This is a genomic window from Pseudomonas nitroreducens TX1, from assembly GCF_000313755.1.
In the GTDB taxonomy this organism is placed as follows: Bacteria; Pseudomonadota; Gammaproteobacteria; order Pseudomonadales; family Pseudomonadaceae; genus Pseudomonas; species Pseudomonas nitroreducens_A.
The window spans coordinates 49,638-76,497 of record NZ_AMZB01000104.1 but is presented as its reverse complement, the minus strand read 5'-3'; the positions used below and the strand labels follow the sequence as shown (position 1 = coordinate 76,497).

Here is a 26,860-nt window from a genome sequence, read left to right as displayed (position 1 = left end):
CGCGAAATCGGATTCGCAGGAGCGGCCTCCGTCCGCGATTTTTCATCGCCGCAGCGAGGTTTTCATCGCAGATCTTCGGCGCGGCGTAACCCGCCGGTCAGCCCAGCAACGCCGCATCCTTGCGCAGCTCGCGGGCGGCCGCGACCATGTTTATCAGCGCTGCTTCGGTCTCCGGCCAGGCGCGGGTTTTCAAGCCACAGTCAGGGTTGACCCACAGGCGCTCGGCGGGAATGCGTTGCGCCGCCTTGCGCAGCAGCTTGACCATCTCGTCCTTGCCCGGCACACGCGGCGAGTGGATGTCATAGACGCCCGGGCCGATCTCGTTGGGGTACTCGAACTTCTCGAAGGCCTCCAGCAACTCCATGTCCGAGCGCGAGGTCTCGATGGTGATGACGTCGGCGTCCATCGCAGCGATGGATTCGATCACGTCGTTGAACTCGCTGTAGCACATGTGGGTATGAATCTGGGTTTCGTCGCGCACGCCGGAGGCGCACAGGCGGAAGGCCTCGGTGGCCCAGTCCAGGTAGCGGCCCCAGTCGCTGCGGCGCAGCGGCAGGCCCTCGCGGAAGGCGGCTTCGTCGATCTGCACGATGCGGATGCCGGCGGCTTCCAGGTCCACCACTTCGTCGCGGATCGCCAGGGCCAGTTGGCGTGCCTGCACCTCGCGGGAGACGTCCTCGCGCGGGAAGGACCACATCAGCATGGTCACCGGGCCGGTCAGCATGCCCTTCATCACCTTCGCGGTAAGGCTCTGGGCGTACCTGATCCAGTTCACGGTCATCGGTTGCGGACGGCTCAGGTCGCCAAAGATCACCGCTGGCTTCACACAGCGCGAGCCATAGCTTTGCACCCAGCCAAATCGGGTGAAGAGGTAGCCATCGAGCTGCTCGGCGAAGTACTCCACCATGTCGTTGCGCTCGGCCTCGCCGTGCACCAGTACGTCCAGGCCCAGATGCTCCTGGATCTTCACGGCGTGGCGGATTTCGCTGTGCATGGCCTCGGTGTAATCAGCGACGTTGAGCTTGCCCTGCTTGAACGCCTGCCGTGCGAGACGGATGGCGGAGGTCTGCGGGAAGGAGCCGATGGTGGTGGTGGGGAAGTCCGGCAGGTTCAGGCCGGCGCGCTGTTTGACAATACGTGCGGCAAAGGGCGAATGTCGCTGGCTGTCCTGCGCCTTGACGGCGGCCAGGCGGGCTTTCACCTCCGGTTTGTGAATACGCGGCGAGGCGGCGCGGCTGGTCTGCACGGCGCGGCTGCGCTCCAGGGCGGCCAGGACTTCCGGGGCTTCGGGCTGGTTGACGGCGCGGGTGAGCAGGGCTACTTCGGCGCACTTCTGCACGGCGAACGCGAGCCAGCTTTTCAACTCGGCATCCAACTGGTCCTCGCGCTCCAGGTCCACCGGGCTGTGCAGCAGCGAGCAGGACGGCGCGACCCACAGACGATCCCCCACGCGGTCATGGGCGTGGCGCAGCACTTCCAGGCTCTTCTCCAGGTCGCAGCGCCAGACGTTGCGGCCGTTGACCACGCCGAGGGAGAGAATCTTGTAGGCCGGCAGGCGGTCGAGGATGGTCGGGAACTGCTCCGGCGCGCGCACCAGATCGAGGTGCAGGCCGTCCACCGGCAGGCCGGCGGCAAGGCCCAGGTTGTCATCGAGGCCGCCGAAATAGGTGGCCACCAGCTTCTTCAGCGGCTCGCTCTGCAGCAGGTTGTAGGTGCGCTCGAAGGCGTTCTTCCAGTCCTGGGGCAGGTCGAGGGCAAGGATCGGCTCGTCGATCTGCACCCACTCCACACCCTGCGCGGCGAAGCGGCGGAATATCTGGCCGTATAACGGCAGCAGGCGTTCCACGAGGTCGAGCTTGTCGAAGTCGTTGCCCTTGGTCTTGCCCAGCCAGAGGTACGTCAGCGGGCCGATCACCACCGGTTTTACCGCGTGACCCAGCGCGCGCGCCTCTTCCACTTCCTCGAACAGTTGCTCCCAGCTCAGCTCGAACTGCTGGTCAGCGCTGAACTCGGGGACGAGGTAGTGGTAGTTGGTGTCGAACCACTTGGTCATCTCCTGGGCGTGAGCGCCGCAGCAACCCGCACTGACGCCGCGCGCCATGGCGAACAGGGTCTGCAGGGTTGGCTTCGCCTCGCCATGGGTGCGGAAGCGTTCCGGAATGACGCCGAAGGTCAGCGAGTGGGTCAGCACCTGGTCGTACCAGGCAAAGTCGCCCACCGGCAGCAACTCGATGCCGGCGTTCTTCTGCACCTGCCAATGGGCGGCACGCAGTTCGCGGCCGACGGCGCGCAGGCCGGCTTCGTCCAGCTCGCCCTTCCAGAAGGCCTCCTGGGCTTTCTTCAGCTCGCGGTCGCGGCCGATGCGGGGAAAGCCGAGGTTGTGTGCCAGTGCCATGTGAATCTCTCCAGTGAATCAGTGAATGGCGAGATTCTCCTGGCGGCCCATTCATGAGACAAACTCAATGTTCTCGCGATGAACATAAGAAATTCTCAAGTTGGACCGCAATGGCTCCCTGCCCGCATCTGCCGCGCCAGTGCGCCGGGCGAGGTGTGCAGCTGGCGCTGGAACAACTCGATGAACGCCGAGGTGGATTCATAACCCAGCTCGCCGGCGATCAGTGTCACCGACTCGCCGCGCTCCAGCCTTGGCAGTGCGGCCAGCAGGCGTACGCGTTCACGCCATTCGCGGAACGACAGCCCGGTTTCGTCGCGGAACAACCGCGCCAGGGTCCGCCGCGAGGCGCCGACGCGCTGCGCCCAATCCTCGATCCCCAGGCGCTCGCCGGGGTGCTCCTGCAGGTGATCGGTGACGCGCCGCAGACGGGCATCGCGGGGTAGCGGCAGGGCCAGGCCGGAGTCCGGCGCGCTATGCAGCTCGTCCACCAGCACCTGCATGAGCCGGGCTTCCGGCCCCTCGTCGGGGTAGTCGCGGGAAAACTCGCTGGCGCGCTGGATGAGGTTGTCCAGCAGCGGCGAGATTTCCAGCACGCGGCACGGGCCCAGGCCGACGGCCAGCTCCGGCGCCAGGTAGAAGCTGCGGTGTACCACCAGCGTGCGCGCCCGCGCGCTATGCCGCACGCCAGCCGGCAACCACATCGCACGGCGGGGCGGAATCACGCAGGCGTACTCCTCGGTCGTCGCCTCGAGCACGCCGCTGGCGGCATACATCAGTTGGCCCCAGGGATGGGAATGGGGCTCCACCCGGTGGCCGGCGGGCATGTCAAAGGCGCGCAGCCACACGGGACGGGGCAGCGAGGTGAAGCCGGGAAGCGCCAGAGAATCCTGTCCCGCTGACGGCATAGCGTGTCTCACTGTCGGAAGTGGGTCATGGAGGGCCGATGGTAGCGTCTTCCCCGGCCAATATCAGCCATCCGTGGAGAACGCCATGAGCAGCCATCGCCCGCAACAACGCCTGTCCATCCTGGACATCCGCCAACGTCGCGAACCCGGCAGTCTGGTCGTACTGACTGCCTATTCGACGCCCATGGCGCGCCTGCTCGACCCGCACGTCGATGTGCTGCTGGTCGGGGATTCGCTGGGCATGGTGCTCTACGGCATGCCGCACACCCTGGCTGTCAGCCTGGACACCATGATCGCCCACGGCGCTGCAGTGGTCCGCGGCTCGCAACGGGCCTGCGTGGTGGTGGACCTGCCCTTTGCCAGCTACCAGGCCTCGCCGCAGCAGGCCTTCTTCGCCGCCGCGCGGGTGCTCGCCGAAAGCGGCGCGCAGGCAGTGAAGCTGGAGGGTGGCGCGGAGATGGCCGAGACCATCGCCTTCCTGGTGGAGCGCGGTATACCGGTGATGGCGCATATCGGCCTGATGCCGCAGAAGGTCAATGCCCTCGGTGGCTTCAAGGTACAAGGCAAGGAGGAAGCCGGCGTTGCGCGGGTACTGCGCGACGCGGATGCCATCGCTGCCGCCGGGGCGTTCAGCGTGGTGCTCGAAGGCGTGCTGGAGCCGGTGGCGCGCCAGGTCTGCGAGCGGCTGGAGATCCCGGTGATCGGCATCGGCGCTTCACCCGCCTGCGCCGGGCAGGTGCTGGTGACCGAGGACATGCTCGGGCTTTCCGGCGAGCAGATCCCGCGATTCGCCGAGCAGTACGTGCGGTTGGACGAGCTGATCGGCGCGGCGGCCGGACGCTTTGCCAGCGAAGTGCGCGAACGCCGGTTCCCGCAGGCGCGGCATTGTTTCGGGATGGAATCGCCTCGGTGAGGTTGGAATGGCGGCGGGGCCATCTCGGACGGAGTCCGCTCCTACGTAAAGCGGATTCAGGCGTAGGAGCGGACTTTGTCCGCGAGCGGGTGGGGCGTTGCGCCGAGTCTCGTGTGTGACGCGTCAGACCCACTCGGTGCTGCGCTTGCGGCGCACACGCAACATGGTCGGCAGGATCAGTCCGGCGAGCAGGCCGGCGCCAGCGATGCTGCCGCCATAGGCCATGTAGCGCATCAGCACCTGCTTGTTCTCGTCGCCCAGCTGTGCCTGGGCGTCGCGCAGCTGCGAGCGCGCCTGGCTCAGCTCCGCGTCCAGCGCGCTGCGCGCGGCCTGTAGTTCATCGATGAGCTTCTTGCGCGCATCCAGGGTCTCCTGCATGCCCTGCACGCGGTTCTTCCAGGAATCGTCGATGGTCTGCAGCTGGGTGGTCAGCTCGGTGACCTTCTGCTCCAGCGCGGGCAGGCGCTCGGCCTGGCCGGGCTTGTCCTGCAGGTCCTTGCTGGCGATCCACACGGTGTTGCCGCTGTCGCTGCGCACCTGGCTGTAGTCGCCGGAGGTGCTGACCAGCTGGACCTTCTGCCCGGAGGTGAGGGTGCCGACGATGCGGTAGCCATCGGTCGGGCCGCTGCGCACGTAGGTGCTCAGACTGTCGTTCACCCAGCGCGCGTTGCTGGCGGGCTCCTCGGCCTGGGCCGGGGCGCCGGTGGCCAGCAGGCCGACGAACAGACAGGCACCGAGGGCGCGGGTCTGCAGGGAAGAAATTCGTGCGGGGAGGCGACGCGATAGGGACATGGGCAATCTTCACATGACTTGGAACGAAACCCGCCTTGCGGGAGCGAAAACGTCGGCCGGGTGACTTATTCGGAATTGTCCGGGTGGCCAATGGCCATGAATCCCACCCGGTGGGCCGACAGCACACAGACAGTTGTCAGATGCCGAGAGTTCACCTATGGGAAATTGCACGGATGAGTGGTGGAAACCTCTTTGTGCCGCCTCCGAACTCGATAACCGAATCGTCATCCCAGCCTCAGCTTCCCGTTAGCAGCGGCCGCTTAAGGTGAAGTCACCTTCAACCGCCACGAGGTGACTGCCATGAAACTTCCCCGCATCTTCCTGACTGCCGCCCTGCTGGGGGCGTCCTCCCTGGCCATGGCCGACGGGGGCGGCGACATCACCTTCGCCCGTATGGAACAGGCCCGCCAGCAGGTCATGCAGGCCCGCCAAAGTGTGCCCACGCCGACGCAGATCGCCGAGGCAAAGCAGTACACCTACGGGATGAACCTGGACATTGCCGAGGTCGTGGCGGTGACGCCGATGAGCGCCGACTGCGGTGTGGTGCCGGTGCAACTGCGCTACAAGAGTTCCTTCGGCGACGAGCAGGCCATCGAATACCGCACCGAGCGTGTCGCCTGCCGCACCACCCGCTGATCTTGAGCTGGACGGCGGCGTGGTGGCGCTGTGGCTGCGGGACATCCCGCTGTCGATCTCCGCTGGCGTCGGCTTCATCGCCTTGTCCGGTGTGGCGGTGCTCAACGGGCTGGTGATGATCTCCTTCATCCGCGGCCTGCGGGAGGAGGGACGCAGCCTCGACTCGGCGATCCGCGAGGGCGCGCTGACCCGCCTGCGCCCGGTGCTGATGACCGCGCTGGTGGCGTCCCTGGGCTTCGTGCCGATGGCCCTGGCCACCGGCACCGAGGTGCAGCGGCCACTGGCGACCGTGGTGATCGGCGGGATTCTGTCGTCCACCACGCTTACGCTGCTGGTGCTGCCGGCCTTGTATCGGTGGATGCATCGCAAGGATGAAGATGCCCAAGCAGCGGCCAAAGATCGCGCCTGACCGGAGCCCCAGGGCGCCGCAGTTCGCGGCGCCCTGGGCCGGTCGTTCGCCTCGATTGCGCAGAACCGGGGTAATCCAGTATTGTTGAGAACGATTATCATGTTTAACAAAACTGGAAGTCCATGGACAGCGAACGGGCATTCGAAAGGGATGTTGAGCGGCTTTACATTGCCCATCACGGCTGGCTGAAGGGCTGGCTGCGCCGCCGCCTGGGCGAGCACGGGGACGCCGAGGACCTGGCCCAGGACACCTTCGTGCGGGTGATGCACTCCCGCAGTTCCCTGGCCGACCTGCGCCAGCCGCTGGCCTACCTCGCGACCATCGCCAACAGCCTGCTGATCAACCGCTGGCGGCGCCAGGCGGTGGAACGCGCCTACCTGGAAGCACTGGCCGCGCGCCCCGAAGCCGTGGCGCCCTCCGAGGAAGAGCGCCTGCTGCTGATCGAGACGCTGGTGGAGATCGACCAACTGCTGCACGGCCTTGCCCCGCAGGTGCGGGAGATATTCCTGCTGTCGCAGCTGGACGGCCTGACCTACCCGCAGATAGCCCTGCACCTGGGACTGAGCGTCAACCAGGTGCAGAAGGCGATGGGCAAGGCCTTCGCCGCCTGCTACGCGAGCCGCTTCGAATGAGCGCCCTGTCCCGCGACGGTGATGGCCGCCCGATCCCGACGGACATCCGCGACCAGGCGATCGCCTGGTTCACCCTGGCCCAGTCGGGCTGCATGAGCGACGCCGAGCAGCGCCAGTTGCGGACCTGGCGCGAGGCCGACAGCGAGCATGAGCGCGCCTGGCAGCGACTGAGCCGTATCCCGCTCGACCTGCAGCGCCACGCCGGCCGGCTGGCCGACCCGTTGGCGCGGCAGCTGGCCGGGCGCCGCCATTACAGCGAGATGGACCGGCGCAAGGCGCTCAAGGTGCTGGTCAGCTTCGGTCTGCTCGGCGGCCTGGCCTGGCAGGGCCGTGACACTCCGTGGGTGCAGGGTGCCCTGGCGGACTACCGCACGAGCACCGGCGAGCGCTCGCAGCAGGTGCTTCCCGACGGCACCCGGCTGTGGCTCAACACCGCCACGGCGGTGGACCTGCGTTACACCGACAGCGCCCGGGAACTGCGCCTGCGCTACGGCGAAATCGAGATTCTCACGGCGCGCGATGCGGCGGGACGACCATTGCGGGTCATCAGCGAGGACGCCATCCTGCAGCCGATGGGTACGCGCTTCCGTGTGCGCCGCGAGAACGACAGGCGTGGCACCTTGCTCGCGGTCAGCCAGGGGCTCGTCGCCGCCCGCGCGATGACGGGCGGCGAGGGGCGGGTGGTCGAGGCGGGGTGGCAGGCGCATATCGGTGCGACGGGCGTCGCCGCGCCGCAGGTGCTCGAGGCCAGCGACGGCGCCTGGGTCGACGGCTACCTGGTGGCCGAGCGCATGCGCCTTGCGGATTTCCTCGCCGAACTGGACCGCTATCGTCCCGGCCTGCTGCGCTGCGATCCGGCGGTCGCGGAGATTCGCCTGAGCGGTTCCTACCCGCTGGGCGACACCGACCAGGTGCTGGCGATGTTGCAGGACAGCCTGCCGGTGACGGTCCAGCGCCGCACGCGCTACTGGGTGACGGTGGTTCCGCGTTGAGGCATCGAGCGCCACAAACGGGCCAATGAAAATAATTCTCGAAAAGTCGGCAGGTTTTCGTTTCTCGCTTGGCCTAGGGAGAAATCCCTGCTCGTCACCGCGAGCCCGCCACGAGAAACGGACCCTCTGCCCATGACGCTTCACCCCATCGCCCGCGCCCTGCGCCAGTCGCTCGGCTTCGCCCTGCTGTCCTGTTCCGCCCTCACCCTGCTGCCCGCTGCGGCGGTGCAGGCCGAAACCACCGCTACCCGCAGCCAGCACTACGCAATTCCCGCCGGCCCGCTGGACCAGGTGCTCGGCGAGTTCGGCCGGCGTGCCGGCATCCCGATCTCGGTGAACGCGGGACTGACCCAAGGCAAGCGCAGCGCTGGTCTGGATGGCGAGTACGGCATCGAGGATGGCTTTGCCCGCATCCTGTCCGGTACCCGCCTGACGGTGCGTCGCCTGGAGAACGGCGGTTACGGCCTCGTGCCCGCGCCCGCGGAGGCGGTGCTGGAAATGGACTCCACCACCGTTTCCAGCCAGCGGCTGGACCCCACCACCGAAGGCAGCAACTCCTATGGCGCACGGGCGGTGACCATCGGCAAGGGCGCACACTCCCTGCGCGAGACGCCGCAGTCGGTGACCGTGCTGACCCGCCGCTACCTGGATGACCAGAACATCACCACCATCGACCAGGCAATGGAGAAGACGCCGGGCATCACCGTCTACGAGTCGCCCATGGGCGGCAAGTACTTCTACTCCCGTGGCTTCATGATGCAGGGCCAGTACCAGTACGACGGCGTGCCGCTGGACGTCGGCGGCGAGTACGTCCAGGCCAACAGCTTTTCCGGCGACATGGCCTTCTATGACCGGGTCGAGGTGCTCAAGGGCGCGGCGGGCATGCTCAAGGGCTCGGGCAGCTCCACCGGTGGCGTCAACTTCGTGCGCAAGCGGGGCCAGAGCGTACCGGAGACCAAGCTGTCGCTTTCGGCGGGTTCCTGGGATAACTACCGCGGGCAGGTGGACGTGGGCGGGCCGCTGAACGAATCGGGCACGCTGCGCGGCCGCACGGTGGTGGCGCTGCAGGATCGCCAGTACTTCTACGACGTAGGCAAGCGCAACGACCAGATTCTCTATGGCGCGCTGGACTATGACCTGACTCCGGATACCACCCTCGGCCTCGGCGTCGCCTACGAGAAGCTCGATGCCACACCTTGCTGGCACGGCCTGCCGCGCTACAGCAACGGCAAGGACCTGAAGCTCAGCCGCTCGACCTGCCTGGGCGCGTCGTGGAACAGCTGGGAGAGCGAGCGCACTACGCTGTTCGCCGATCTCTCGCAGCAGTTGAACGAAGACTGGGCCTTCAAGTTCGCCGGTGTCTGGACCCACAACGACCAGGACATCAAGTACGCGCTGTCCGAGACGCCTGGTGGCGTGACGCCCGGCGCGACCTCGGCGCCTTCCTCGGTGTACTCCGGGCTGTTCGACTACGACCAGACCGACTACGGTTTCGATGCCTACCTGGATGGCAGGTTCGAGGCCTTCGGCCTGCAGCACGAACTGACCGTCGGCGCCAACGCCAGCCGTGCCAGGACCCACGACCACTATGCGCTGATCAACATGACCAGCCTGCTGGGTACCTCCCAGGACCCGTTCCATCCCGACTCGCACATTCCCGAGCCGGCGGATGATTTCTACGCGCGCAACTCCTACCGTGGCGGACCGGTGCCTACCGACTCGGATACCCGCCAGTTCGGCACCTATGCCACCTTGCGCCTGAAGCTGGCCGAGCCCTTGACCGCCGTCCTCGGTTCGCGCGTCAGCTGGTACCGCAACACCCGCGACTCCTACACCCAGTCCTGGGACTACTGGCAGCACGACCGCAGCCAGGAGAACGGCCAGGTCACGCCGTTCGCCGCGCTGATCTACGACCTCAACGACGAGTGGTCCGTCTACACCAGCTACGCGGATATCTTCCAGCCGCAGAGCACCTACACCGACGAGTCCGGCAGCCCGTTGCAGCCCAAGACCGGCGCCAGCTACGAGCTGGGCATCAAGGGCGAGCTGATGGATGGCCGCCTGAACACCGCCTTCAACCTGTTCCGTACGGTGGAAGAACACCGCGCGGAAGCGAACTACGACACCGTCTGTGCCGGCTCATCCGACGGCTACTGCTACACCGACGTGGGCAAGGTGCGCGCCCAGGGCTTCGAGGCGGAAGTCAGCGGCGAGGTCATCGACCGCCTGCAGCTGCTGGCCGGCTACACCTACACCCAGACCAAATACCTCAAGAGTGCCGAGGACAATCCCCAGGAGCCGAGCTTCACCACCACCTACTTCCCGCGCCACCTGTTCCGCGCCTGGGCCGACTATCAGTTGGCCGGCGACCTGGACCGCTGGAGCCTGGGAACGGGCGTGACGGCGCAGAGCGACGTCTCGGTGCGCAGCGGCAACGTCACCTCGGTGCAGTCGGACTACGCCATCTACAGTGGCCGCGTGGGCTATCGCATCGACGAGCACTGGACGGTGGCGCTCAACGGCAACAACCTGTTCGACAAGAAGTACTACCAGAGCGTCGGCACCGTCTCCTGGGGCAACTTCTATGGCGAGCCGCGCAACTTCATGGTGACGCTGCAGGGGTCGTTCTGACACCCGGCGCCCCGCGGTGCACGGGCCCGTTCAGGCACGCCCATTTCCTTGCTTGACCTCAACTGCGGTTGAGGTCTTAGAGTCCCGGCCGAACCTTCCCGGCAGCGCCCAGCGCCGGGCAATGGATGGCGGTACGCCCGGTGCGGGGAGGGTTTCCCGCTGCCGTGGCGGGCCTGGGCATGGCGAACAAGGACCTGGCATGGATACCCACCTTTCACTGACGATCTTCCTCGCGGTTCACACCCTGGGTTTCAGCCTCTGGCTGAGCATTGCGCTGATCAACAACCTGCATGCCTTTGCAAGTTCGGTGGGCGCCATCGGGGCCACGCTGTCGATGGCGCCGCTGCGCCAGGCGCCGGCCATCGATACGCCCCTGCTGGCGCGGGCGCTGGCCGATCCCAGGCTGGCGCGCCTGGCGCTGGCATTCATCGTGCTGCTGCAGGGGGTTGCTGCGGCGACGGCCTGGACCGGGTGCTACCACCTGCTGCTCGGTGAAGGCCTGGAGCCGGCGCGGGCCTGGCTGAACCTTGCGGCGAGCGCGGCCCTGGCCTTCCTCTTTGCGATGCTGCTGGGCGGCCTGTGGTTCGGCTACTGGATTCGCCAGGAGGGCTTGCAACTGACTCACCTGCTGCTGGTGGTCTGGGTGCTGGCCGGCTTTGTCGTCCTCAATGGCCGCTGGGTCTAGGGAGCCGTCATGAACATGCTGATCCTGGGGACTGGCCCGCCCGGAAATGGCTTTCGTCGTCTCCCAGTTCGCCCTCACAGGCAGCGCCGATGCACTGCGCGAAGGCTTCCGCGAGTGGAAACTGGCGATCACCCTGCACCAGCGCGGCGACCTGAATACCAAGGACCCGCTGTCCGTGCCCTTGGCGGAAGCTGCGCAGCGTGGCGCGGAGCATCAGGTGCCGGTCGGGATGTGGTGAGGATGGTCGATGCGCTGCTGCGACTTCCCTGTGCCTGGTTCATGCGCGAGCTGGTGCTCCCGGCGATCCGCGACCCAAGCTTCTGAGTCTGCGCAGGGCAAAAAAAGGCGCCCAGGCGGGCGCCGAGGGTTCCTCTTCCTCCAAAGGGGCACGTGGAGCGCCAGGAAGTGGAGCAGTCTTGCGGGGGAAATCATCACCGGTTGCCTTGGGGGCGGTGATGCCTTCCGTTATACGCAGAGGCGCCTGACGGGAGGCTGAGGCGCAGCTGACAATTCCGTCATCCTCCCGCCCGGCGCAGGCCGTCACAGAATCGCCAGGGGGTATTCGACGATCAGCCGCACTTCGTCCAGGTCCGATTCCAAGGCGGTGGCGCGGGTCGTTGCCTGCCGCACACGCAGGGAAAGGTCCTTGAGCTGGCCTTTCTGGAACACGTACCTGGCCTCGATATCGCGTTCCCAGCGCTTCTGGTCGGTGAGTGGATCGCCGTTGTCGTCGCGGCGCCAGCAGCGACGCCGCCAGCGGGAAGTTGCGTCGGTACTTTCGATCCGTGCGATACATGGATGTGCTCCCAAGGGCAGGACGGTTGGCTAGCGCCTGCTGTTGTTGTTTTTGCCCAGGCGTGGCGAGGGCCACGGGCATCGTGTGGGAGCACGGATAACGGGCAGGTGAGCTGTGGATGACAAATTTGTCAGGAGGGGCGAAAGAAGGGCGGGCAGCGCTGGCAGGCATACCGATGTCGAATCCAGGCAACCGCCAGCGGCGCTTCGTGGCTAGGGTGGCGAACCTTCACTGCAACGACCTGGAGCTGTCATGTCCGATTTCATCACCGTGCTGCGCGATACCTGCCCGACGCCCGTGCTGGACGCCACCAAATGGAAGCGCATTGGCGGTGACCCGCACACGGTCAACCTCAACGCCTACCTGTCGGCGGACGGCAGCAAGATCATGGGCACCTGGATCTGCACCCCCGGCAAGTTCGAGGTGAGCTACGAGAAGTGGGAGTACTGCCACTTCCTCGACGGCTACTGCGTGATCACCCCCGAGGGCGAGCAGCCGATCCACCTGCGTGCCGGCGACGTGTTCGTCATCGAGCCGGGCATGAAGGGCACCTGGGAAGTGGTGGAGACGGTGCGCAAGTACTTCGTTTTCGCCTGACCCTGGCGCCATGAAAAAAGGGAGCCGATGGGCTCCCTTTTTCATGTCATGAAGATCACTGCGGCCCGTCGCTGACCGACCAGCTGGCGGCCGACACATAGGGCGCCAATGCCAGCTCGCCGACCAGGGCTTCCAGCAGGCTGTCCTTGTCGCTGGGCGCGAGGACCAGCGCGGCCACTTCCACTTCGCCGCCGGTCTTGCGCGCGTGGCTTTCCAGGCTTTGCAGAGCCAGGCCGTTGGCGCTCAGGCGACGCAGCAGGGTTGAGCGCACCAAGGCTTCCTGGTGCGCCTCGGTGACGGCCTCGACCCTGTAGTAGCGCTCGCTGCTCGGTTCGATCGGCGCGTGACGCTGGATCCAGCGGGTCACCGAAGGCAGGGTCAGGTTGCACAGCACGATCAGCAGGGTGGCGACCAGCGCTGCCGCGAGGAAGCCACTGCCTGCCAGCACGCCCACCGCGCCAGTGCACCAGACCGTGGCTGCGGTGCTCAGGCCGCGCACGCTGAGGCCGTCGCGCATGATCACACCGGCGCCGAGGAAGCCGATGCCGGTGACCACCTGGGCCGACATGCGCACCACCTGGTCCTCCGCGCCTATGAGGAAGGGCAGGGTGGCGAAGGTGGCCGCACCGAGGGACACCAGACCATGGGTGGCCACGCCCGTGAAGCGTTGGCGCCATTGGCGCTCCATGCCGATCAGCGCGCCGAAGCAGAGCGCCGCGAAAAGGTCGAGAATGATGTCGAAGTACATGCCGTTGTGCTCGGCGCTGGCCTCGCGCCAGCGCTGGTGGATAGGGGCATCGTGCCCCTGGTGAATGGGGAGGTGCGTCCAGTCTAACGGGCTGGCGGGCGATACGGGCTGAGATGTCACAGGCGGGCTGTGACCTGTAGGAGCGAGCTTGCTCGCGAACCGCTTGACACGAGGTCGCCGGGAGGACTGTTCGCGAGCAAGCTCGCTCCTACGAAGACCATATGCCGGGGAGGCCGTTTAGGCGTTCCCGCGAGGACTAGGTAGAGTGGCCGTCCCATTCAACGTAAGAGAGTTGGCAAGATGGTCACCTGTTACCTGCGCTACGTGCTGGACCCCTACAAGCTCAAGGAATTCGAACACTACGGCCGGCTGTGGATTCCCCTGGTGGAGCGCTTCGGCGGCCAGCACCATGGGTACTTCCTGCCCTCCGAGGGCGCCAGCAACATTGCCCTGGCGATGTTCACCTTCCCCAGCCTTGCCGAGTACGAAACCTATCGGCAGCGGTCGATGGACGATCCCGATTGCCAGGCGGCGTTCCGTTATGCCGAAGAAACCCGCTGCATCCTCAGCTACGAGCGCAGCTTCTTCCGGCCGGTGTTCGATGCCTGAACAGCACCGTAGGGCGCATAACGCCTGAGGCGTTGCCCGCCATGGAGGCGGATAACCCGTTCCGGGTTATGCGCCCTACGTGGAGGTGCGCGGTCAGCGTTGCGCCGTCACCTTGCCGCTCCAGCCGCCGCCGAGGGCACGGAACAGGTCCACCAGGGCGATCTGCCGCTGTGTGCTGGTCTCGATGTAGGCCGACTCGTTGACGAAGTTGCTGCGCTGCGCGTCGAGGTAGCGCAGGTGACTGTCGACGCCGCCTTCGTAGCGCGCCTTGGCCAGCTTCAGCGTTTCGTTGGTGGTGTTGGCCAGGGCCCGGCGCGCGGCTTCCTCGCGGCGCAGGGTATCGGTCGCCGCAAGCGCGTCGGCCACTTCCCGGAACGCGGTCTGGATGGTGCCTTCGTAGGCGGCGACGGCCGAATCCTTGCGCACCTTGGCCAGGTCGAGGTTGGCGCTGTTGCGCCCGGCATCGAAGATCGGCAGCGACAAGGTCGGCACGAAGCTCCACGAACGCGAGCCGCCGCCGAACAGCCCGGACATTTCCGCACTGGACGTACCGAAACTGCCCGTCAGGCTGATGCGCGGGAAGAACGCCGCGCGGGCTGCGCCAATGTCGGCATTGCGTGCCTTGAGCACATGCTCGGCGGCGAGGATGTCCGGGCGCCGCTCGATCAGCTCAGACGGGGTGCCCGGTGCGATGTCCTGGATCAGCATGGGCTTGTCCTGCGGCACCTGCGGGATGCGCCTGGCTGCATCGGCAGTGCCGAGCAGCAGCACCAGGGCATTGAGCGCCTGTTGCTTCTGCCGTGCGTTGCTTTCCAGCTCGGCACGGGACTGTTCCACCAGTCCGAGCGCTTCCTGATAGTCCAGCGCCGTGGCCGCGCCGGCAGTGCGCCGCTGGCCGATCAGGCTGAGCGAATCCTCGCGGCTGGCCAGGGTCTGCTCGGTGAGCGAATGACGGCGCTGGGCGCCGTCGTAGGTGAGATAGGCCTGGCTGACCTCGGCGATCAGCGCGATGCGTGCACTGCGCGCGGCTTCCTCGGTGGAGAGGTATTGCTCCAGCGCGGCGTCGGTCAGGCTCTTCACCCGGCCGAACAGGTCCAGTTCGTAGTCGGGCAAGGCCAGGCCGACCTGATAGCTGCTGCTCACCGCCGAACCGCCGCTGCTGGACAGGTCCGCCGGCAGCCGCTGGCGATTGCCGCTGGCGGCGCCGCTCAGGCCGGGCGCGCGGTCGGCGCGCTGGATGCGGTACTGCGCGCGGGCCTGTTCGATGTCCAGCAGGGTCTGGCGCAGCGAGCGGTTGTTGTCCAGCGCGACGCTCACCAGCTCACGCAGTTCGCTGTCGACGATGAAGGTCTGCCAGTCCAGCTGGCTCGCCGCGGCGCCGGGCCGGGCGGCGGGGCCGCTCCAGCCCTGCGCCACGGGTGCTTCCGGGCGTTCGTAGGTGGGTGCCATGGAGCAACCACCCAGGGTCAGCGCCAGCAGCAGGGTGATGGCGGGTTGGTGCAGGGCGGTCATTGCGCGACCTCCGACGGTTGATGCGCAGGTTTGGGGTGGCGACGCAGCAGCGACAGCAGCCAGACGAAGCAGATGGGCACGAAGATCACCCCGAGCAGCGTGGCGCTGAGCATCCCGCCGATCACCCCGGTGCCGATGGCACGTTGGCTGGCAGCGCCGGCGCCGCTGGCGACCACCAGCGGCACCACGCCGAGGATGAAGGCCATGGACGTCATGATGATTGGCCGGAAGCGCAGGCGCGCGGCCTGGATCGCGGCGTCGCGCAGGCTGTGGCCCTGTTCCCAGAGCTCCTTGGCGAACTCGACGATGAGGATCGCGTTCTTCGCCGCCAGGCCGATGATGGTGATCAGGCCAACCTTGAAGTACACGTCGTTGGGCAGCCCGGTGATCGTCACCGCGAGCACCGCGCCCAATGCGCCGATGGGCACGATGAGCATCACCGACAGCGGGATCGCCCAGCTCTCGTAGAGCGCCACCAGCAGCAGGAACACCACCAGGATGGCGAGTGCGAACAGTTGGCTCGCCTGGCCGCTGGCGACCTTCTCCTGGTAGGAGAGGCCGGTCCATTCGTAGCCGATGCCGGCCGGCAGTTCGCTCACCAGACGCTGCATTTCAGCCATGGCCTCGCCGGTGCTGACGCCGGGGGCGGCGTCGCCGGAGATGCGGATCGACGGGTAGCCGTTGTAGCGCGCCAGCTGCACCGGGCCTTCTTCCCAGCGGGTGCTGACGAAGGCGGACAGCGGCACCAGCTCACCGGCGCTGTTGGGCACATAGAGCTTGAGCACGGCTTCCGGGGTCATCCGGTCGCCTTGTTCGGCCTGTACCACCACGCGTTGCTGGCGGCCGGCGTTGGCGAAGTCGTTGATCACCGAGGAGCCGAAGGCGGTGGACAGCGCACTGCTGATGGACTCGAAGCTGACGCCCAGGGTGCGCGCCTTCTCGCGGTCGATCTCCAGGCGCAGCTGGGGTGCCTCGGCGAGGCCCTCCATCATGGCGTAGAGGATCTTCGGATTGCCGTTGGCCTCACCGAGCAGTTGGTCGCGGGCCGCCAGCAGCGCCTCGCGGCCGAGGCCGGCGCGGTCCTGCAGGCGCAGCGAGAAGCCGCCGGAGTTGCCCAGGCCGTCGATGGGCGGCGGGGTCACGGCCATGATCGCGCCGTCGCTGATGCCGGCGAAGCGTTCGTTGATCGCCGCGGTTTCCGCTTCGGCCGACTGCGATTTGTCGCGCACGGACCAGTCCTTCAGGGTCGGGAAGGCCAGCGCGGCGTTCTCGCCCATGCCGGAGAAGCTGAAGCCCATCACCAGGAAGGACGAGGCCACGGCCTCGCGGGACTTGAGGAACCGCTCCAGCTCCTGGCCGGTGACGTCGGCTCGCGCACGGGTGGCGCCCGGCGGTAGCTGGATGTCGACGATCATGTAGCCCTGGTCTTCCACCGGCACGAAGGATTCCGGCAAGCGCAGGTAGCTGTAGCCGAGCAGGGCGACGATGCCGGCGTAGATCAGCATGTAGCGCCCGGCACGCTTGACCAGCGCCGTGTTGAGCAGGGTGTAGCGTTCGGTCAGGCGGTTGAAGCCCCGGTTGAAGGCGCCGAAGAAACCACGCTTCTCGTGGTGGCCTTCGGGGACCGGCTTGAGCAGGGTCGCGCACAGCGCCGGGGTGAAGGTCAGGGCGAGGAAACCGGAGAACAGGATCGACACCGCCAGCGACAGGGAGAATTGCTGGTAGATCACTCCCACCGAACCCGCCATGAACGCCAGCGGCATGAACACCGCCGAGAGCACCAGAGTGATGCCGATGATCGCGCCGGACACCTGGCCCATTGCCTTGACGGTGGCGGCAGGCGGGGACAGGCCTTCCTCGGCCATGATCCGCTCGACGTTCTCCACCACCACAATCGCGTCGTCCACCAGGATGCCGATGGCCAGCACCATGCCGAACATGGTCATCATGTTCACCGAGAAGCCCAGCAGGTACATCGCCGTCAGCGTGCCCAGCAGGCACACCGGCACCACGATGGCCGGGATCAGGGTGTAGCGCACGTTCTGCAGGAACAGGAACATCACCAGGAATACCAGCACCATGGCTTCGAGCAGGGTGTGGATGACCTTTTCGATGGCCACGTCGACGAAGCGCGAGGTGTCGTAGGGCACCGAGTACTCGACGTCGTCGGGGAAGTTCACCGACAGCTCGGCCAGGCGTTCCTTCACCAACGCGGCGGTCTGCAAGGCGTTGGCGCCGGGGGAAAGCTGGATGGCGCCGGCCACGGTGGGCTTGCCGTCCAGGCGCGCGGTGAAGTTGTAGCTCTCGCTGCCGACTTCCAGGCGTGCCACGTCGGCCAGCTTCACGGTGGAACCATCCGGATTGGCGCGCAGGACGATGCGGCCGAACTCCGCCGGGTCGTCCAGGGTGCCTTTTACGGCGAGGGTGGCAGTCAGCTCCTGCTCGGTGCTGCCGGGGGAGGCGCCGAAGCTGCCGGCCGGCACCTGCACGTTCTGCCCACGAATGGCATTGCCCACGTCATCGATGGACAAGCCATAGCCGACCAGCTTCTGCGGGTCGATCCACACCCGCATGGCCGCTTCGGAGGAGAAGAACTGCAGCTTGCCGACGCCTTGTACGCGGCGCAGCTCGTTGTTGATATTGCGCGCGGCGTAATCGCCCAGGGCAGTGGTATCGGTGCGCTGGGAGCCTTCCTTGTAGTTCAGCGCGTAGATCAGCAGGAAGCCGGCGCTGGTCTGCTCGACCTCCAGCCCCTGCGTGAGCACGGCCTGGGGCATGCGTGCCTCGGCCTTCTTCAGGCGGTTCTGTACGTCCACCTGGGCCAGCTCCGGGTTGGTTCCGGGCTGGAAAGTGACCACCACTTCGGCCATGCCGTTGGAGTTGCTGGTGGACTCGAAGTAGAGCAGGCCCTTGGCGCCGTTGAGCTCCTCCTCGATCACGCTGGTGACCGAGTCCACCAGCACCTGTGCAGACGCGCCGGGGTAGGTGGCAGTGACGGTGATCTGCGGCGGCGCCACGCTGGGGTATTGCGCTACCGGCAGCAGCGGAATCGCCAGCAGGCCGGCCAGGGAAATGAACAGCGCCACCACCCACGCGAAGTTGGGGCGCTTGATGAAGAACAGTGACATGGGGAATTCCTCGGCGCTGCCTTACTGGCGCGACGCCTGCTGTTGCTCAGGGGCGTGACGGGCCTCGACCTTGGCGCCGGGCTGCAGGCCGGTCAGGCCGCCGACTATCACCTGGTCGCCGCTGGCCAGGCCCTGGCTGATCTGCCAGCGCGCGCCCTGCATGGCGCCGGTCTGCACCTGGCGGGTCTCGACGCGGCTGTCGGCACCGATCACCAGCACGTGGGCGGTGCCATCGGTGGCGCGCTGCACGGCGCGCTGCGGCACGAGAATGGCCTTGGCGTCGGTACCCTGCGGGGCGGTGACGCGCACGTACATGCCGGGCAGCAGCAGGCCGTCGGCGTTGTCGAACCTGCCGCGCAGCGAGACCTGGCCGGTGCCGCGGTCCACCGAGATATCGGTAAACAGTAGTTCGCCTTTTCGCTCGTACTCGGTGCCTTCGACGCGCAGGGTCAGGGCCTGGCTCTGGCCGGCGGGGAGGTTGCCGCTCTTGAGCGCTTCACGCAGGCGCAGGGCGTCGGCCACCGGCTGGGTGAAGTCGGCATAGATCGGGTCGAGCTGCTGGATACGCGCCATCAGCGTGGCGTCGCCCTGGCCGACCAAGGCACCCTCGGTCACCAGCGCGCGGCCGATGCGCCCGGAAATCGGCGCCTTGACCGAGGCATAGCCCAGGTTCAGGCGTGCGGTTTCCAGGTCCGCCTGGGCGGAGCGTACCGACGCCTGGGCGCTGCGCAGGTCGGCGGTGGCGGTGTCGAAGTCCTGCTGGCTGACGGCTTCGATCTTCACCAGCGGCTCGTAGCGCTTGACCCGTGCCTGGGCTTCCTGCTGCGTCGCCTGGGCACGCGCCAGTTCGCCTTCGGCGCGGGACACGGCAGCCTTGAGCGGTGCCGGGTCGATCTGGAACAGCAGGTCGCCGGCCTTGACGTCGGCGCCTTCCTCGAAGCGCTTCTGCATCACGATGCCTGCTACCCGCGCACGGACTTCGGCGACGCGCATCGGCTCGATACGCCCCGGCAATTCCGAGGTCAGGGTGAGGGGTTCGGTTGCCACCGCTACCACGTCCACCGGGCGCGCCGCCTCCGCGGCCGCCTGGGGTTCGCCGGATTCTCCGCAACCCGCCAGCGCCAGCGCTGCCACCAGCGCACTGATTGTCCCTACTGCACGCAACCTGCCCATGTTTCACCCGGGGTCTGTCTATCTGGAAAGGAGCGTATGATCCTTTTAAATCCGAAATGAGTCAATAATGTCTCATTTGCTTCTTTGATGTATAAAATGTGTCATGAACTTTCAAAAGAGAGGCCTTTTTCTGCACAATGAGACGATCAGCCACCTGACACGAGGCCCCCGAATGACTCTATCCGCCCACGACGAACGCCTGCTCAAGGCGCTGGCCGTCGCCATCGTCGACCGCCCTCGGGCGACGCTGAAGGAGCTGGCGGAAGCGGCAGGGGTGAGCAAGGCGACGCTGCACCGCTTCTGCGGCACCCGCGACAACCTGGTGGAAATGCTCATGGGGTACGGCGAGCGGGTGCTCAACCAAGTGGTCAGCAATTGCGAGCTGGAGACCGCCGAGCCGCTGACCGCGCTGCGCAAGCTGATCCAGGAGCACCTGACGCATCGCGAGGTGCTGGTGTTCCTGATGTTCCAGTACAGTCCCGACAGCCTCGATCCGTGCGTCGACGCTCGCTGGCAGTCCTACAGCAACGCGCTGGATGCCTTCTTCCTACGCGGCCAGCAGTCCGGCGCGTTGCGCATCGATGTCACCGCCGCGGTGTTCACCGAACTCTTCCTCTCGATGATCTACGGCATGGTCGATGCCGAGCGGCGCGGGCGGGCGGCCAGTTCCAGCTCGGCGACCGTGCTCGAGCAACTGTTCCTCAACGGTGCAGCGGCGCCCGCCAAGGCCTGACCTGCCTCGAAACAGGATGGGCGGGTGGCCGGGCAGGGTGGATTTCCGTACCATTGCCGGCCCTTCGTGATCCCCGCTCCGAGTAGAAACATGAAACCCGCCCGCCTGCGTGCCGATGTCCTGGCCGGACTGACCACGTCCTTCGCGTTGGTGCCCGAGTGCATCGCCTTTGCCCTGGTCGCCCACCTCAATCCGCTGATGGGCCTGTATGGCGCCTTCTTCCTCTGCACCCTGACCGCGCTGTTCGGCGGCCGTCCCGGCATGGTGTCCGGCGCTGCTGGTTCGATGGCGGTGGTGATAGTCGCGCTGGTAGTGCAGCACGGCGTGCAGTACCTGCTGGCCACTGTGCTGCTGGGCGGGGTGGTGATGATCCTGTTCGGTCTATTGCGCCTGGGCAAGCTGGTGCGCATGGTGCCGCACCCGGTGATGCTGGGCTTCGTCAATGGCCTGGCCATCGTCATCGCACTGGCCCAACTCGAACACTTCAAGGATGGCGAACACTGGCTCAGCGGCAACCCGCTGTACGTGATGGTGGGCCTGGTGGCGCTGACCATGGCGGTGGTCTATGGGCTGCCGAAGCTGACCCGCGCGGTGCCGCCGGCGCTGGTGGCGATCCTCGGTGTCGGCCTGGCGGTGTACCTGCTCGGCCTGCCAACCCGCACCCTGGGCGACATGGCGCATATCGCCGGCGGCCTGCCGCCGTTCGCCCTGCCGGAAATCCCGTGGAACCTGGAAACCCTGCGGATCATCGCGCCCTACGCCTTCCTCATGGCGATGGTCGGCATCCTGGAAACCCTGTTGACGCTCAACCTCACCGACGAGATTACCGAGACCCGTGGCTTCCCGGACCGCGAGTGCGTGGCGCTGGGCGGCGCCAACATCGTTTCCGGGCTGTTCGGCGGCATGGGGGGGTGCGCAATGATCGGGCAGACGGTGATCAACCTCAGCTCCGGTGGTCGTGGCCGGCTGTCCGGCGTGGTGGCCGGGGTGATGATCCTGCTCTTCGTGCTGTTCCTCTCGCCGCTGATCGAGCGCATCCCGCTGGCGGCGCTGGTAGGGGTGATGTTCGTGGTGTCGCAGCAGACTTTCGCCTGGGCTTCGCTGCGGGTGCTGAACAAGGTGCCGCTGAGCGATGTGCTGGTGATAGTCGCGGTGACCGCCATCACGGTGGCGACGGACCTGGCCGTGGCGGTGTTCTGCGGCATCATCCTCGCGGCGCTGGACTTCGCCTGGAAGCATGCCCGCGAGCTGTACGCGGATATCCATGACGATACCGATGGCAGCAAGCTCTACCGCGTCCACGGCACGCTGTTCTTCGCGTCCACTACGCCGTTCCTCAACCAGTTCGACCCGGCAAATGACCCGCCACAGGTGACCCTGGATTGCGCGCACCTGAGCTTCGTCGATTACTCGGCCATTGCTGCCTTGATGACCCTGCGCGAGCGCTACAGCAAAGCCGGTAAGCATCTGCGCGTGGTGCATCTGTCCGAGCGCTGCAAGCAGTCGCTCAAGCGGGCCGGCGCGCAACACGCCTGAGCCTCGGCGCCCCCAGCGCAGCGTAGGGCGAATAACGCTGGTGCGTTATGCGCCCTACGGAGCTGACCCCGGCGCCTTGACCTGTCGGAGCGATGCCCGTCGTTTCATTGGCTGCGCTGACCGCATGGGAACCGCTTCGCTCCACCCCTCCTACTGAGCGTTCAGCTTTTTCCAGACGCCTTCCAGCGAATCGGCGTCCAGCAGCAGTTGCCGGGCGGCGCAGCGAATGCGTCGGGCCTGTTCGTCGGTGACGTTGCAGGAACCCAATTCGCGCAACAGTTCGGCGGCGACTTCGTTGTTGAACGAGGTGGTACGTACGGCGCGCAGGATTTGGGTGTCGTGGTGCAGCATGAGGCTCTCCAACGTGGGCATGACGAAAGCGGCGAGGCGCCTTGGGGCGCTTCGCCGGCGATAGGTTGAAGGTTAGAATTTCACCTTGATGCCAAGGATGCCTTCGTAGCTGCGGCCTTCACCATCGAACGATTTCTGATATCCCAGCGATCCGCTGACGCTGGTGCGTTCGTTGAGCTGGTAGTCCACGCCCAGGTTGAGTTCGCCCCAGGTGCCGTCCATGTCGGTGCCGAAGGGGATGTAGCCGTTGGCCGAGGAGAACTCGGTCTTGGCCTGGCCCTTGAACTCGTGCCAGACGCTGGGCCGTACCCAGGCGTTGGTGCGATGGATCTGCCCTTTGTCGTCCGTGCGGAACCAGTCCTTGTCGATCCGCACACCCAACCGGCCGGTCAGCGAATCGACGTCTTCGAAGCGGACATCGGCGGCATCGTCATGGGCGTCGTCGAGTTTCAGGCGGCTGGCGATCAGTTGGGCCTGCGGCTCCAGATGCAGGGTCTTGTCGCGGTTGAGTTTGAGCGGGTAGCCGGCCTCCAGCGAGGCGGTGATGCCGTGGCCTCGGGTTTTCAGCGAGCCGGCGTCGTTGGCGCGGGCCTGCATGTCGAAGCGGTTGTATTGCAGTACGCCATCGAGGTACCAGCCCTTGGGCCCGAAGTGCGTCCAGTAGCCGCCCAGGCCGTAGGAACGCAGGGTATCGTCGCCGGCGTCCTGGCCATCGGTGTGGTCCACGCTGCCCTTGATGCGGCCGGCCTGCAGCGAGAGGCCAGCCTGGTCGGTGCTGCCGTCGGTGTCCTCGTTGCGGTAGAGGTCGGCGCCGACCTGGAAGGCCTGGATGCGGTAGTCGTAGTCGGCGCCGCCGGGCAGGCTGTCCTTGCCCTTCTGGTGGATCAGCCGGCCCCAGCCCAGGGACGGGCCATAGGTGTCGGTTTCTTCACTGGGGAGAGGGTCGGTGGCGTTGCGCCGTTCCTCGCCCACGCGCTCGTGCAGGGTGTCGACCAGGGCGCGGCTGTAGCTCAGCGCCATGGCAGGGAGGGCGCTGTACAGCGAAGTTTCGGCCCGGTAGTTGGCCACCTGCGGTGTGGGCGCAGGCGTGTCGGGTGTGACCGGGTCAGTGGGCGGCACTGGCTCTACCGGCTCTACCGGGTCGACTGGATCGACTGGATCGATCGGGTCCACCGGATCGACTGGTTTGGCGTCCACCGTCGAGCGCAGATACCAGGCCTCGCCGTTGCTGTCGTCGAGGCTTGAGCGATGCAGCGTGTACTCATACGGGCCGGCCTTGACCCGGTTGAGCAGCCGGAAGGCCTCGGTCCCGGTGGTGCCGCCATTCACTGCATCCACGACCTTGATGCCATTACCTTCGGTCAGCGCGCCGGGGCCGCCGGCATTCTTGATGCGCAGGTTGCTCTCGCCAGTGGCCTGGCCTCCATCGATCACCAACTGGTCGGATGGTGAGTCGTCCTTGTACAGGTAGGTATTCAGGGCAAGGGTGCCGTTGGCGCCTTGGTAATCGTTGGCGGTGAGCCGCTTGTAGCCGCTATCGGAACTGAAGTCGATCAGGCTGGAGTCGTTGTGCAGGCGGCTGAGGTTGGAGTCGCCGGTGAGCTGCCAGAGGCTGGTGTCGCGCAGGGTGACGTCGGAGCGGGCGCCGCGGGCGGTTTTCGCCGTGCCGGTGACCACGGATGACGACAGATCCAGGCGCGCCTGACCGGCTGCGTCCTGGCGGGTGCCGATGCCTTGCCACTGGCCAGTGCCCATGTCCGGAATGCTGGTGCCATCGCTGGCCACCGAGCTATCCACGTTCAGCCATTGGCCACTGCCGCCAGCGAGGCTGTGGCTCAGGGCGATGTCCGCGACGCCGGCGGTGGCGATGGTGCCGCCGTCGCGGTTGCTCAGCGTGGCGTGGTCCATGCGCACCTGCCCGGGCAGCGTATCGGTGCCTTGCACGTAGAGCGCTGCCGATTGGCCGCCATGAGCGGCTACCACGACAGACTCGGCATCGACGCTACCGCCCTGGCGGGCCACCACGCCATGGCCGAAGTCGCCCCGGGTATTCACGCTCACGCTATCCAGGCGGGCGGTGGCGCTGTTGTTGGCGAACACACCCACAGCCTGTTCGCCCTGGGTGCTGACGGCGCTGTTGGTCGCACTCAGTGCGCCGCCGGACTCGGCGCGCAGGCCGTGTGAGGCGATGCCCTGGGTGGCGATACTGCTGTCGCTCAGGTCCAGTCGTGCGGTCTCGTCCTTGTGCTGGCGACTGACCAGGGCGCCGCTGGCATGGTCGCCCGTGGTCTGCACGGTGACGTGGCTGGCCGACAGGCCCACTGCACCGGGCTTGGCGGAGCCGATGCCGGCGTAGAGACCGACCGAGTATTCGCCCTCGGTCCGCACGCTCAGGTTATCGAGGAGCATGCTGCCACCGTCGTCCACGGCGGCGCCGTAGGCCTGCGAGCCTTGCGTCCGCACGCTGGTGCCGTCGGCCACCAGCAGGGCGCCGGGATTGCGCGCGGCCAGGGCGTGGGGAAAGGTCAGGTTGCCCGCGGTCGGCGAGCCGTTGCCGGTGGTGGTGACCGAGCCGCCGTGGACGACCACCCTGGCGCCCAGGTCGGCGACTATGCCCATGGCGTTGTCGTCGCCGTGGGTGGTGACGGTCAGGTTGCTGGCGGTGAGGGTCGAGCCCGGCGCGGCACTGGACGAGCTGCCGGCGGCCAGGGCGGTGGAGTAGTTGCCGTGGGTGGTGATGCTGCCGTTGGCCAGGCTGGCGTCGGCTCCTTCGCGCACCTGCACGCCGTAACTGGTCCTGGGCGAGGTGTGCACATTGCTGCCGGTCATCTGCAGGCTGGAACCTGCTCCGTCCACCAGCACCCCCGGCGACCAGGGGCCGACGGCGCCGGCCTGGGCTTCCACCGAGAAGCTGCTGGCATCCACCGTGGCGCTGGCGCCACCGCTGATATTGAGGCCGATGGAGCGGTTGCCGTCGACGCTGACCGTGGAGTGGCTGATGTCGCCGTGGGAGCCGGTGCCTTCGATAGAGACGCCGTGGCCATAGGTCAGGCCATGGACCTGCAGGGTGGCGTGGTCGAGCACCACACTGCCGCCGTCCACGGCGCGTGCGCCGGCGGCGGGATTCAGGACGCTGCCGGCACCGCTGACCGAGGCCTGGCTATGGCTCATCCGTACCTGGCTGCCGCTGCCCTCGGCGCGTGCGCCACCGACATTGGCGCCGGTCACGGCGAGGGAGGAGTTCGAAAGCTCGATCCGGCTGCCGGAGAGGGCATGCAGGGCGGCTGTCGTGGTGGTGCTGGTGGCGCCACCGCTGGCACTGATGTCGGCGGCATCCAGGCTGATCCGGGCGCCGTCCTCGCTGCGTGCAGCGCTGGCGCTGCCGGCGGCAATGTCGAGGGTCAGCCCTCGGGCATCGATGAGGGTGCCGCTGCCGCCGGCCAGCAGGCCGTGGCTCAGACTCAGGGGTTTCTCGCCATCCACCGGGCTGGCGGCGGAGACCGCTGCACCGCTGGTGTGAATAAGCGTGTCGCCGGCCAGGCTCACCTGTGCGCCATTGCGTGCCCAGACGCCGACCGAGCCCTTGCCGGAGGTGGTGATGCTGCCGCCGTGGAGGTCGACGGTCGCGCCATCGGCCAGCACGCCGTGGCCGTTTCCACCGGCGGTGCTCAGGTCGCTGTCCGCGAGTGCCGCCGTCGAGCCGCTGTCGATGCGCAGGGCGTAGGCCGAGCCACCGCTGGTATCCACGCGGATACCGTCGGCGGCCAGCGAACTGCCGCCGCCCAGCTGGATGCCGTGGGCGCCGCCGCTGGCGGTGCTGCGGGCGCCGGAGGTGCTGACGGATACGTCATCCAGTCGGGCCTGGGCGCCTTGCTCCAGGGCGATGCCGGTCGCTCCCCAGGACAGCGTGCTCACGGAGCCGCCGCTCATCTCCAACTGGCCCTGGCTGACGATGATTCCCCGGTTGTTGTTGCCCTTGGCGCCGCCGCCGATCTGCACCTGGGTATCGCTCAGGCGTGCCGTGCCATTGGCGTCCACGCGCAGGCCGGTGAGGTCGTTGGTGGTGATGGCGGCGCTGGTGGTGGTTTTCGGGTCGAGGACGATGCTGCTGCCGCTGAGGGTCAGTGTGTCGCCCGAGGAGACCCTGGCGCCGGTCTGGCCCTTGGCCGTTGCAGCGGTGATCGCGCTGGTCTCGATACGACCCTGGCTGAAGCTGACATCGCCGCTGGTCTTCACTCCTGTGGTGTCGCTGGCACCCAGCTTCACCGTGGTATCGGCGAGGACGCCGGTCGTGACGCCAACGCCGCCGGCCAGGTTGACGCTGATCGGCGGCGGGCTGCCGGGCAGGGCGCGGCTGGCGAAGCGCGCGGGAGCCTGGCGAGCGGCCTGCAGGGCGAGGTCAAGGTAGGATGAGGGGGCGGGCTGGAAAACCGTACCCGCCTCGGAGGGCAGGTTGAGGTCGTCGTGGTCGCTCTGGGTGACGCTGTCTTCGGCTTCGGCCTCGATCACCCGCAGGCTGAACAGGCTGGCCAGTACCAGGCTGATGGCCTGCGCCAGATGCGAGCGGCGCAGCCGGGTGAGGATGAAGTCCGCCGGGGTGGATGAGGTCGGGTATTTGGGGTTTTTCATGATGCAGCTCCATGGCAAAGGCTATGGAGCGAGCATCCGGCCGGCGCTCGGGGGCTCC

General features: G+C 66.9%; 20 protein-coding genes and 2 pseudogenes. 12 read left to right on the top strand and 10 right to left on the bottom strand.

Annotation, left to right across the window (positions count from 1 at the left end; genetic code table 11):
• Positions 1 to 97 precede the first annotated feature (97 nt).
• Both metE and C167_RS0111685 read right to left on the bottom strand, forming a co-directional pair.
• Complete coding sequence (metE, locus tag C167_RS0111690) at positions 98 to 2,395, bottom strand: 5-methyltetrahydropteroyltriglutamate--homocysteine S-methyltransferase (RefSeq protein ID WP_017518464.1); 2,298 nt, start codon at positions 2,393 to 2,395, stop codon at positions 98 to 100.
• Positions 2,396 to 2,490: 95 nt separating this feature from the next.
• Complete coding sequence (locus tag C167_RS0111685; RefSeq protein ID WP_026078971.1) at positions 2,491 to 3,300, bottom strand: AraC family transcriptional regulator; 810 nt, start codon at positions 3,298 to 3,300, stop codon at positions 2,491 to 2,493.
• 85 nt (positions 3,301 to 3,385) lie between these two features.
• Here C167_RS0111685 and panB point away from each other — a divergent pair, with 85 nt between their 5' ends.
• Positions 3,386 to 4,213, top strand: a complete 828-nt coding sequence (panB, locus tag C167_RS0111680; RefSeq protein ID WP_017518462.1) for a 3-methyl-2-oxobutanoate hydroxymethyltransferase — start codon at positions 3,386 to 3,388, stop codon at positions 4,211 to 4,213.
• A 123-nt stretch (positions 4,214 to 4,336) separates the two neighbouring features.
• Here panB and C167_RS0111675 read toward each other — a convergent pair whose 3' ends face one another.
• Positions 4,337 to 5,005 carry a TIGR04211 family SH3 domain-containing protein gene (locus tag C167_RS0111675; protein WP_017518461.1) on the bottom strand — a complete coding sequence of 223 codons (669 nt, stop codon included), beginning with the start codon at positions 5,003 to 5,005 and terminating at the stop codon, positions 4,337 to 4,339.
• A 300-nt stretch (positions 5,006 to 5,305) separates the two neighbouring features.
• On the opposite strand from C167_RS0111675, the gene C167_RS0111670 reads away from it, so the two are divergent.
• The 7 genes and pseudogenes from C167_RS0111670 (at position 5,306) to C167_RS32465 (ending at position 11,228) form a co-directional block, all read left to right on the top strand.
• Positions 5,306 to 5,641, top strand: a complete 336-nt coding sequence (locus tag C167_RS0111670) for a co-regulatory protein PtrA N-terminal domain-containing protein (protein WP_017518460.1) — start codon at positions 5,306 to 5,308, stop codon at positions 5,639 to 5,641.
• Between the two features lie 7 nt (positions 5,642 to 5,648).
• Positions 5,649 to 6,050, top strand: a pseudogene (locus C167_RS0111665) (efflux RND transporter permease subunit); the annotation flags it as partial.
• 122 nt (positions 6,051 to 6,172) lie between these two features.
• Positions 6,173 to 6,682 (top strand): sigma-70 family RNA polymerase sigma factor, encoded by a 510-nt coding sequence (locus C167_RS0111660; RefSeq protein ID WP_017518458.1) that lies wholly within the window; start codon positions 6,173 to 6,175, stop codon positions 6,680 to 6,682.
• A complete protein-coding gene (locus C167_RS0111655) occupies positions 6,679 to 7,674 on the top strand; it encodes a FecR domain-containing protein (RefSeq protein WP_017518457.1) in 996 nt (331 codons plus the stop codon). The genes C167_RS0111660 and C167_RS0111655 overlap by 4 nt, the downstream gene beginning before the upstream one ends.
• A gap of 132 nt (positions 7,675 to 7,806) precedes the next feature.
• On the top strand, positions 7,807 to 10,305 hold the full coding sequence (locus C167_RS0111650) for a TonB-dependent siderophore receptor (RefSeq protein WP_017518456.1): 2,499 nt from the start codon (positions 7,807 to 7,809) through the stop codon (positions 10,303 to 10,305).
• Positions 10,306 to 10,504: 199 nt separating this feature from the next.
• Positions 10,505 to 10,990 (top strand): DUF2165 family protein, encoded by a 486-nt coding sequence (locus tag C167_RS0111645; protein ID WP_017518455.1) that lies wholly within the window; start codon positions 10,505 to 10,507, stop codon positions 10,988 to 10,990.
• A 46-nt stretch (positions 10,991 to 11,036) separates the two neighbouring features.
• Positions 11,037 to 11,228: a hypothetical protein gene (locus tag C167_RS32465; protein WP_017518454.1), complete on the top strand. Its 192-nt coding sequence runs from the start codon at positions 11,037 to 11,039 to the stop codon at positions 11,226 to 11,228.
• Between the two features lie 302 nt (positions 11,229 to 11,530).
• Here C167_RS32465 and C167_RS0111630 read toward each other — a convergent pair.
• Positions 11,531 to 11,728: pseudogene (locus C167_RS0111630) on the bottom strand (OprD family outer membrane porin); the annotation flags it as partial.
• A gap of 310 nt (positions 11,729 to 12,038) precedes the next feature.
• Here C167_RS0111630 and C167_RS0111625 point away from each other — a divergent pair.
• Entirely contained in the window at positions 12,039 to 12,383 is a 345-nt protein-coding gene (locus C167_RS0111625) for a cupin domain-containing protein (RefSeq protein ID WP_017518452.1), read from the top strand.
• 55 nt (positions 12,384 to 12,438) lie between these two features.
• Here C167_RS0111625 and C167_RS0111620 read toward each other — a convergent pair whose 3' ends face one another.
• Positions 12,439 to 13,131 carry an MgtC/SapB family protein gene (locus tag C167_RS0111620; protein ID WP_017518451.1) on the bottom strand — a complete coding sequence of 231 codons (693 nt, stop codon included), beginning with the start codon at positions 13,129 to 13,131 and terminating at the stop codon, positions 12,439 to 12,441.
• Positions 13,132 to 13,431: 300 nt separating this feature from the next.
• On the opposite strand from C167_RS0111620, the gene C167_RS0111615 reads away from it, so the two are divergent.
• Positions 13,432 to 13,740 (top strand): NIPSNAP family protein, encoded by a 309-nt coding sequence (locus tag C167_RS0111615; RefSeq protein ID WP_017518450.1) that lies wholly within the window; start codon positions 13,432 to 13,434, stop codon positions 13,738 to 13,740.
• Positions 13,741 to 13,833: 93 nt separating this feature from the next.
• Here the strand turns inward: C167_RS0111615 and C167_RS0111610 are convergent, their stop codons facing one another.
• The 3 genes from C167_RS0111610 to C167_RS0111600 are packed head-to-tail and all read right to left on the bottom strand — an operon-like array spanning position 13,834 to position 19,553.
• Entirely contained in the window at positions 13,834 to 15,252 is a 1,419-nt protein-coding gene (locus C167_RS0111610) for an efflux transporter outer membrane subunit (protein ID WP_017518449.1), read from the bottom strand.
• Positions 15,249 to 18,380 carry an efflux RND transporter permease subunit gene (locus C167_RS0111605; RefSeq protein ID WP_017518448.1) on the bottom strand — a complete coding sequence of 1,044 codons (3,132 nt, stop codon included), beginning with the start codon at positions 18,378 to 18,380 and terminating at the stop codon, positions 15,249 to 15,251. Before C167_RS0111605 ends, C167_RS0111610 begins: the two co-directional genes overlap by 4 nt.
• A gap of 21 nt (positions 18,381 to 18,401) precedes the next feature.
• Positions 18,402 to 19,553: a MexC family multidrug efflux RND transporter periplasmic adaptor subunit gene (locus C167_RS0111600; protein WP_026078967.1), complete on the bottom strand. Its 1,152-nt coding sequence runs from the start codon at positions 19,551 to 19,553 to the stop codon at positions 18,402 to 18,404.
• 172 nt (positions 19,554 to 19,725) lie between these two features.
• Between C167_RS0111600 and C167_RS0111595 the strand changes: the two genes are divergently transcribed.
• The gene (locus C167_RS0111595; protein ID WP_017518446.1) at positions 19,726 to 20,286 is read left to right on the top strand and encodes a TetR/AcrR family transcriptional regulator; all 561 of its coding nucleotides are present in this window, start codon (positions 19,726 to 19,728) and stop codon (positions 20,284 to 20,286) included.
• Positions 20,287 to 20,376: 90 nt separating this feature from the next.
• Positions 20,377 to 21,822 carry a SulP family inorganic anion transporter gene (locus C167_RS0111590; protein WP_017518445.1) on the top strand — a complete coding sequence of 482 codons (1,446 nt, stop codon included), beginning with the start codon at positions 20,377 to 20,379 and terminating at the stop codon, positions 21,820 to 21,822.
• A 150-nt stretch (positions 21,823 to 21,972) separates the two neighbouring features.
• On the opposite strand, the gene C167_RS0111585 is transcribed toward C167_RS0111590, so the two are convergent.
• Both C167_RS0111585 and C167_RS0111580 read right to left on the bottom strand, forming a co-directional pair.
• Complete coding sequence (locus C167_RS0111585; protein ID WP_017518444.1) at positions 21,973 to 22,173, bottom strand: hypothetical protein; 201 nt, start codon at positions 22,171 to 22,173, stop codon at positions 21,973 to 21,975.
• Positions 22,174 to 22,245: 72 nt separating this feature from the next.
• A complete protein-coding gene (locus C167_RS0111580; RefSeq protein WP_017518443.1) occupies positions 22,246 to 26,802 on the bottom strand; it encodes an autotransporter outer membrane beta-barrel domain-containing protein in 4,557 nt (1,518 codons plus the stop codon).
• Positions 26,803 to 26,860 lie beyond the last annotated feature (58 nt).

Coding starts and splice junctions, on each gene's coding strand:
- metE (WP_017518464.1), bottom strand. CDS start 2,395: ATGGCACTGGCACACAACCTCGGCTTTCCCCGCATCGGCCGCGACCGC.
- C167_RS0111685 (WP_026078971.1), bottom strand. CDS start 3,300: ATGCCGTCAGCGGGACAGGATTCTCTGGCGCTTCCCGGCTTCACCTCG.
- panB (WP_017518462.1), top strand. CDS start 3,386: ATGAGCAGCCATCGCCCGCAACAACGCCTGTCCATCCTGGACATCCGC.
- C167_RS0111675 (WP_017518461.1), bottom strand. CDS start 5,005: ATGTCCCTATCGCGTCGCCTCCCCGCACGAATTTCTTCCCTGCAGACC.
- C167_RS0111670 (WP_017518460.1), top strand. CDS start 5,306: ATGAAACTTCCCCGCATCTTCCTGACTGCCGCCCTGCTGGGGGCGTCC.
- C167_RS0111660 (WP_017518458.1), top strand. CDS start 6,173: ATGGACAGCGAACGGGCATTCGAAAGGGATGTTGAGCGGCTTTACATT.
- C167_RS0111655 (WP_017518457.1), top strand. CDS start 6,679: ATGAGCGCCCTGTCCCGCGACGGTGATGGCCGCCCGATCCCGACGGAC.
- C167_RS0111650 (WP_017518456.1), top strand. CDS start 7,807: ATGACGCTTCACCCCATCGCCCGCGCCCTGCGCCAGTCGCTCGGCTTC.
- C167_RS0111645 (WP_017518455.1), top strand. CDS start 10,505: ATGGATACCCACCTTTCACTGACGATCTTCCTCGCGGTTCACACCCTG.
- C167_RS32465 (WP_017518454.1), top strand. CDS start 11,037: ATGGCTTTCGTCGTCTCCCAGTTCGCCCTCACAGGCAGCGCCGATGCA.
- C167_RS0111625 (WP_017518452.1), top strand. CDS start 12,039: ATGTCCGATTTCATCACCGTGCTGCGCGATACCTGCCCGACGCCCGTG.
- C167_RS0111620 (WP_017518451.1), bottom strand. CDS start 13,131: ATGTACTTCGACATCATTCTCGACCTTTTCGCGGCGCTCTGCTTCGGC.
- C167_RS0111615 (WP_017518450.1), top strand. CDS start 13,432: ATGGTCACCTGTTACCTGCGCTACGTGCTGGACCCCTACAAGCTCAAG.
- C167_RS0111610 (WP_017518449.1), bottom strand. CDS start 15,252: ATGACCGCCCTGCACCAACCCGCCATCACCCTGCTGCTGGCGCTGACC.
- C167_RS0111605 (WP_017518448.1), bottom strand. CDS start 18,380: ATGTCACTGTTCTTCATCAAGCGCCCCAACTTCGCGTGGGTGGTGGCG.
- C167_RS0111600 (WP_026078967.1), bottom strand. CDS start 19,553: ATGGGCAGGTTGCGTGCAGTAGGGACAATCAGTGCGCTGGTGGCAGCG.
- C167_RS0111595 (WP_017518446.1), top strand. CDS start 19,726: ATGACTCTATCCGCCCACGACGAACGCCTGCTCAAGGCGCTGGCCGTC.
- C167_RS0111590 (WP_017518445.1), top strand. CDS start 20,377: ATGAAACCCGCCCGCCTGCGTGCCGATGTCCTGGCCGGACTGACCACG.
- C167_RS0111585 (WP_017518444.1), bottom strand. CDS start 22,173: ATGCTGCACCACGACACCCAAATCCTGCGCGCCGTACGTACCACCTCG.
- C167_RS0111580 (WP_017518443.1), bottom strand. CDS start 26,802: ATGAAAAACCCCAAATACCCGACCTCATCCACCCCGGCGGACTTCATC.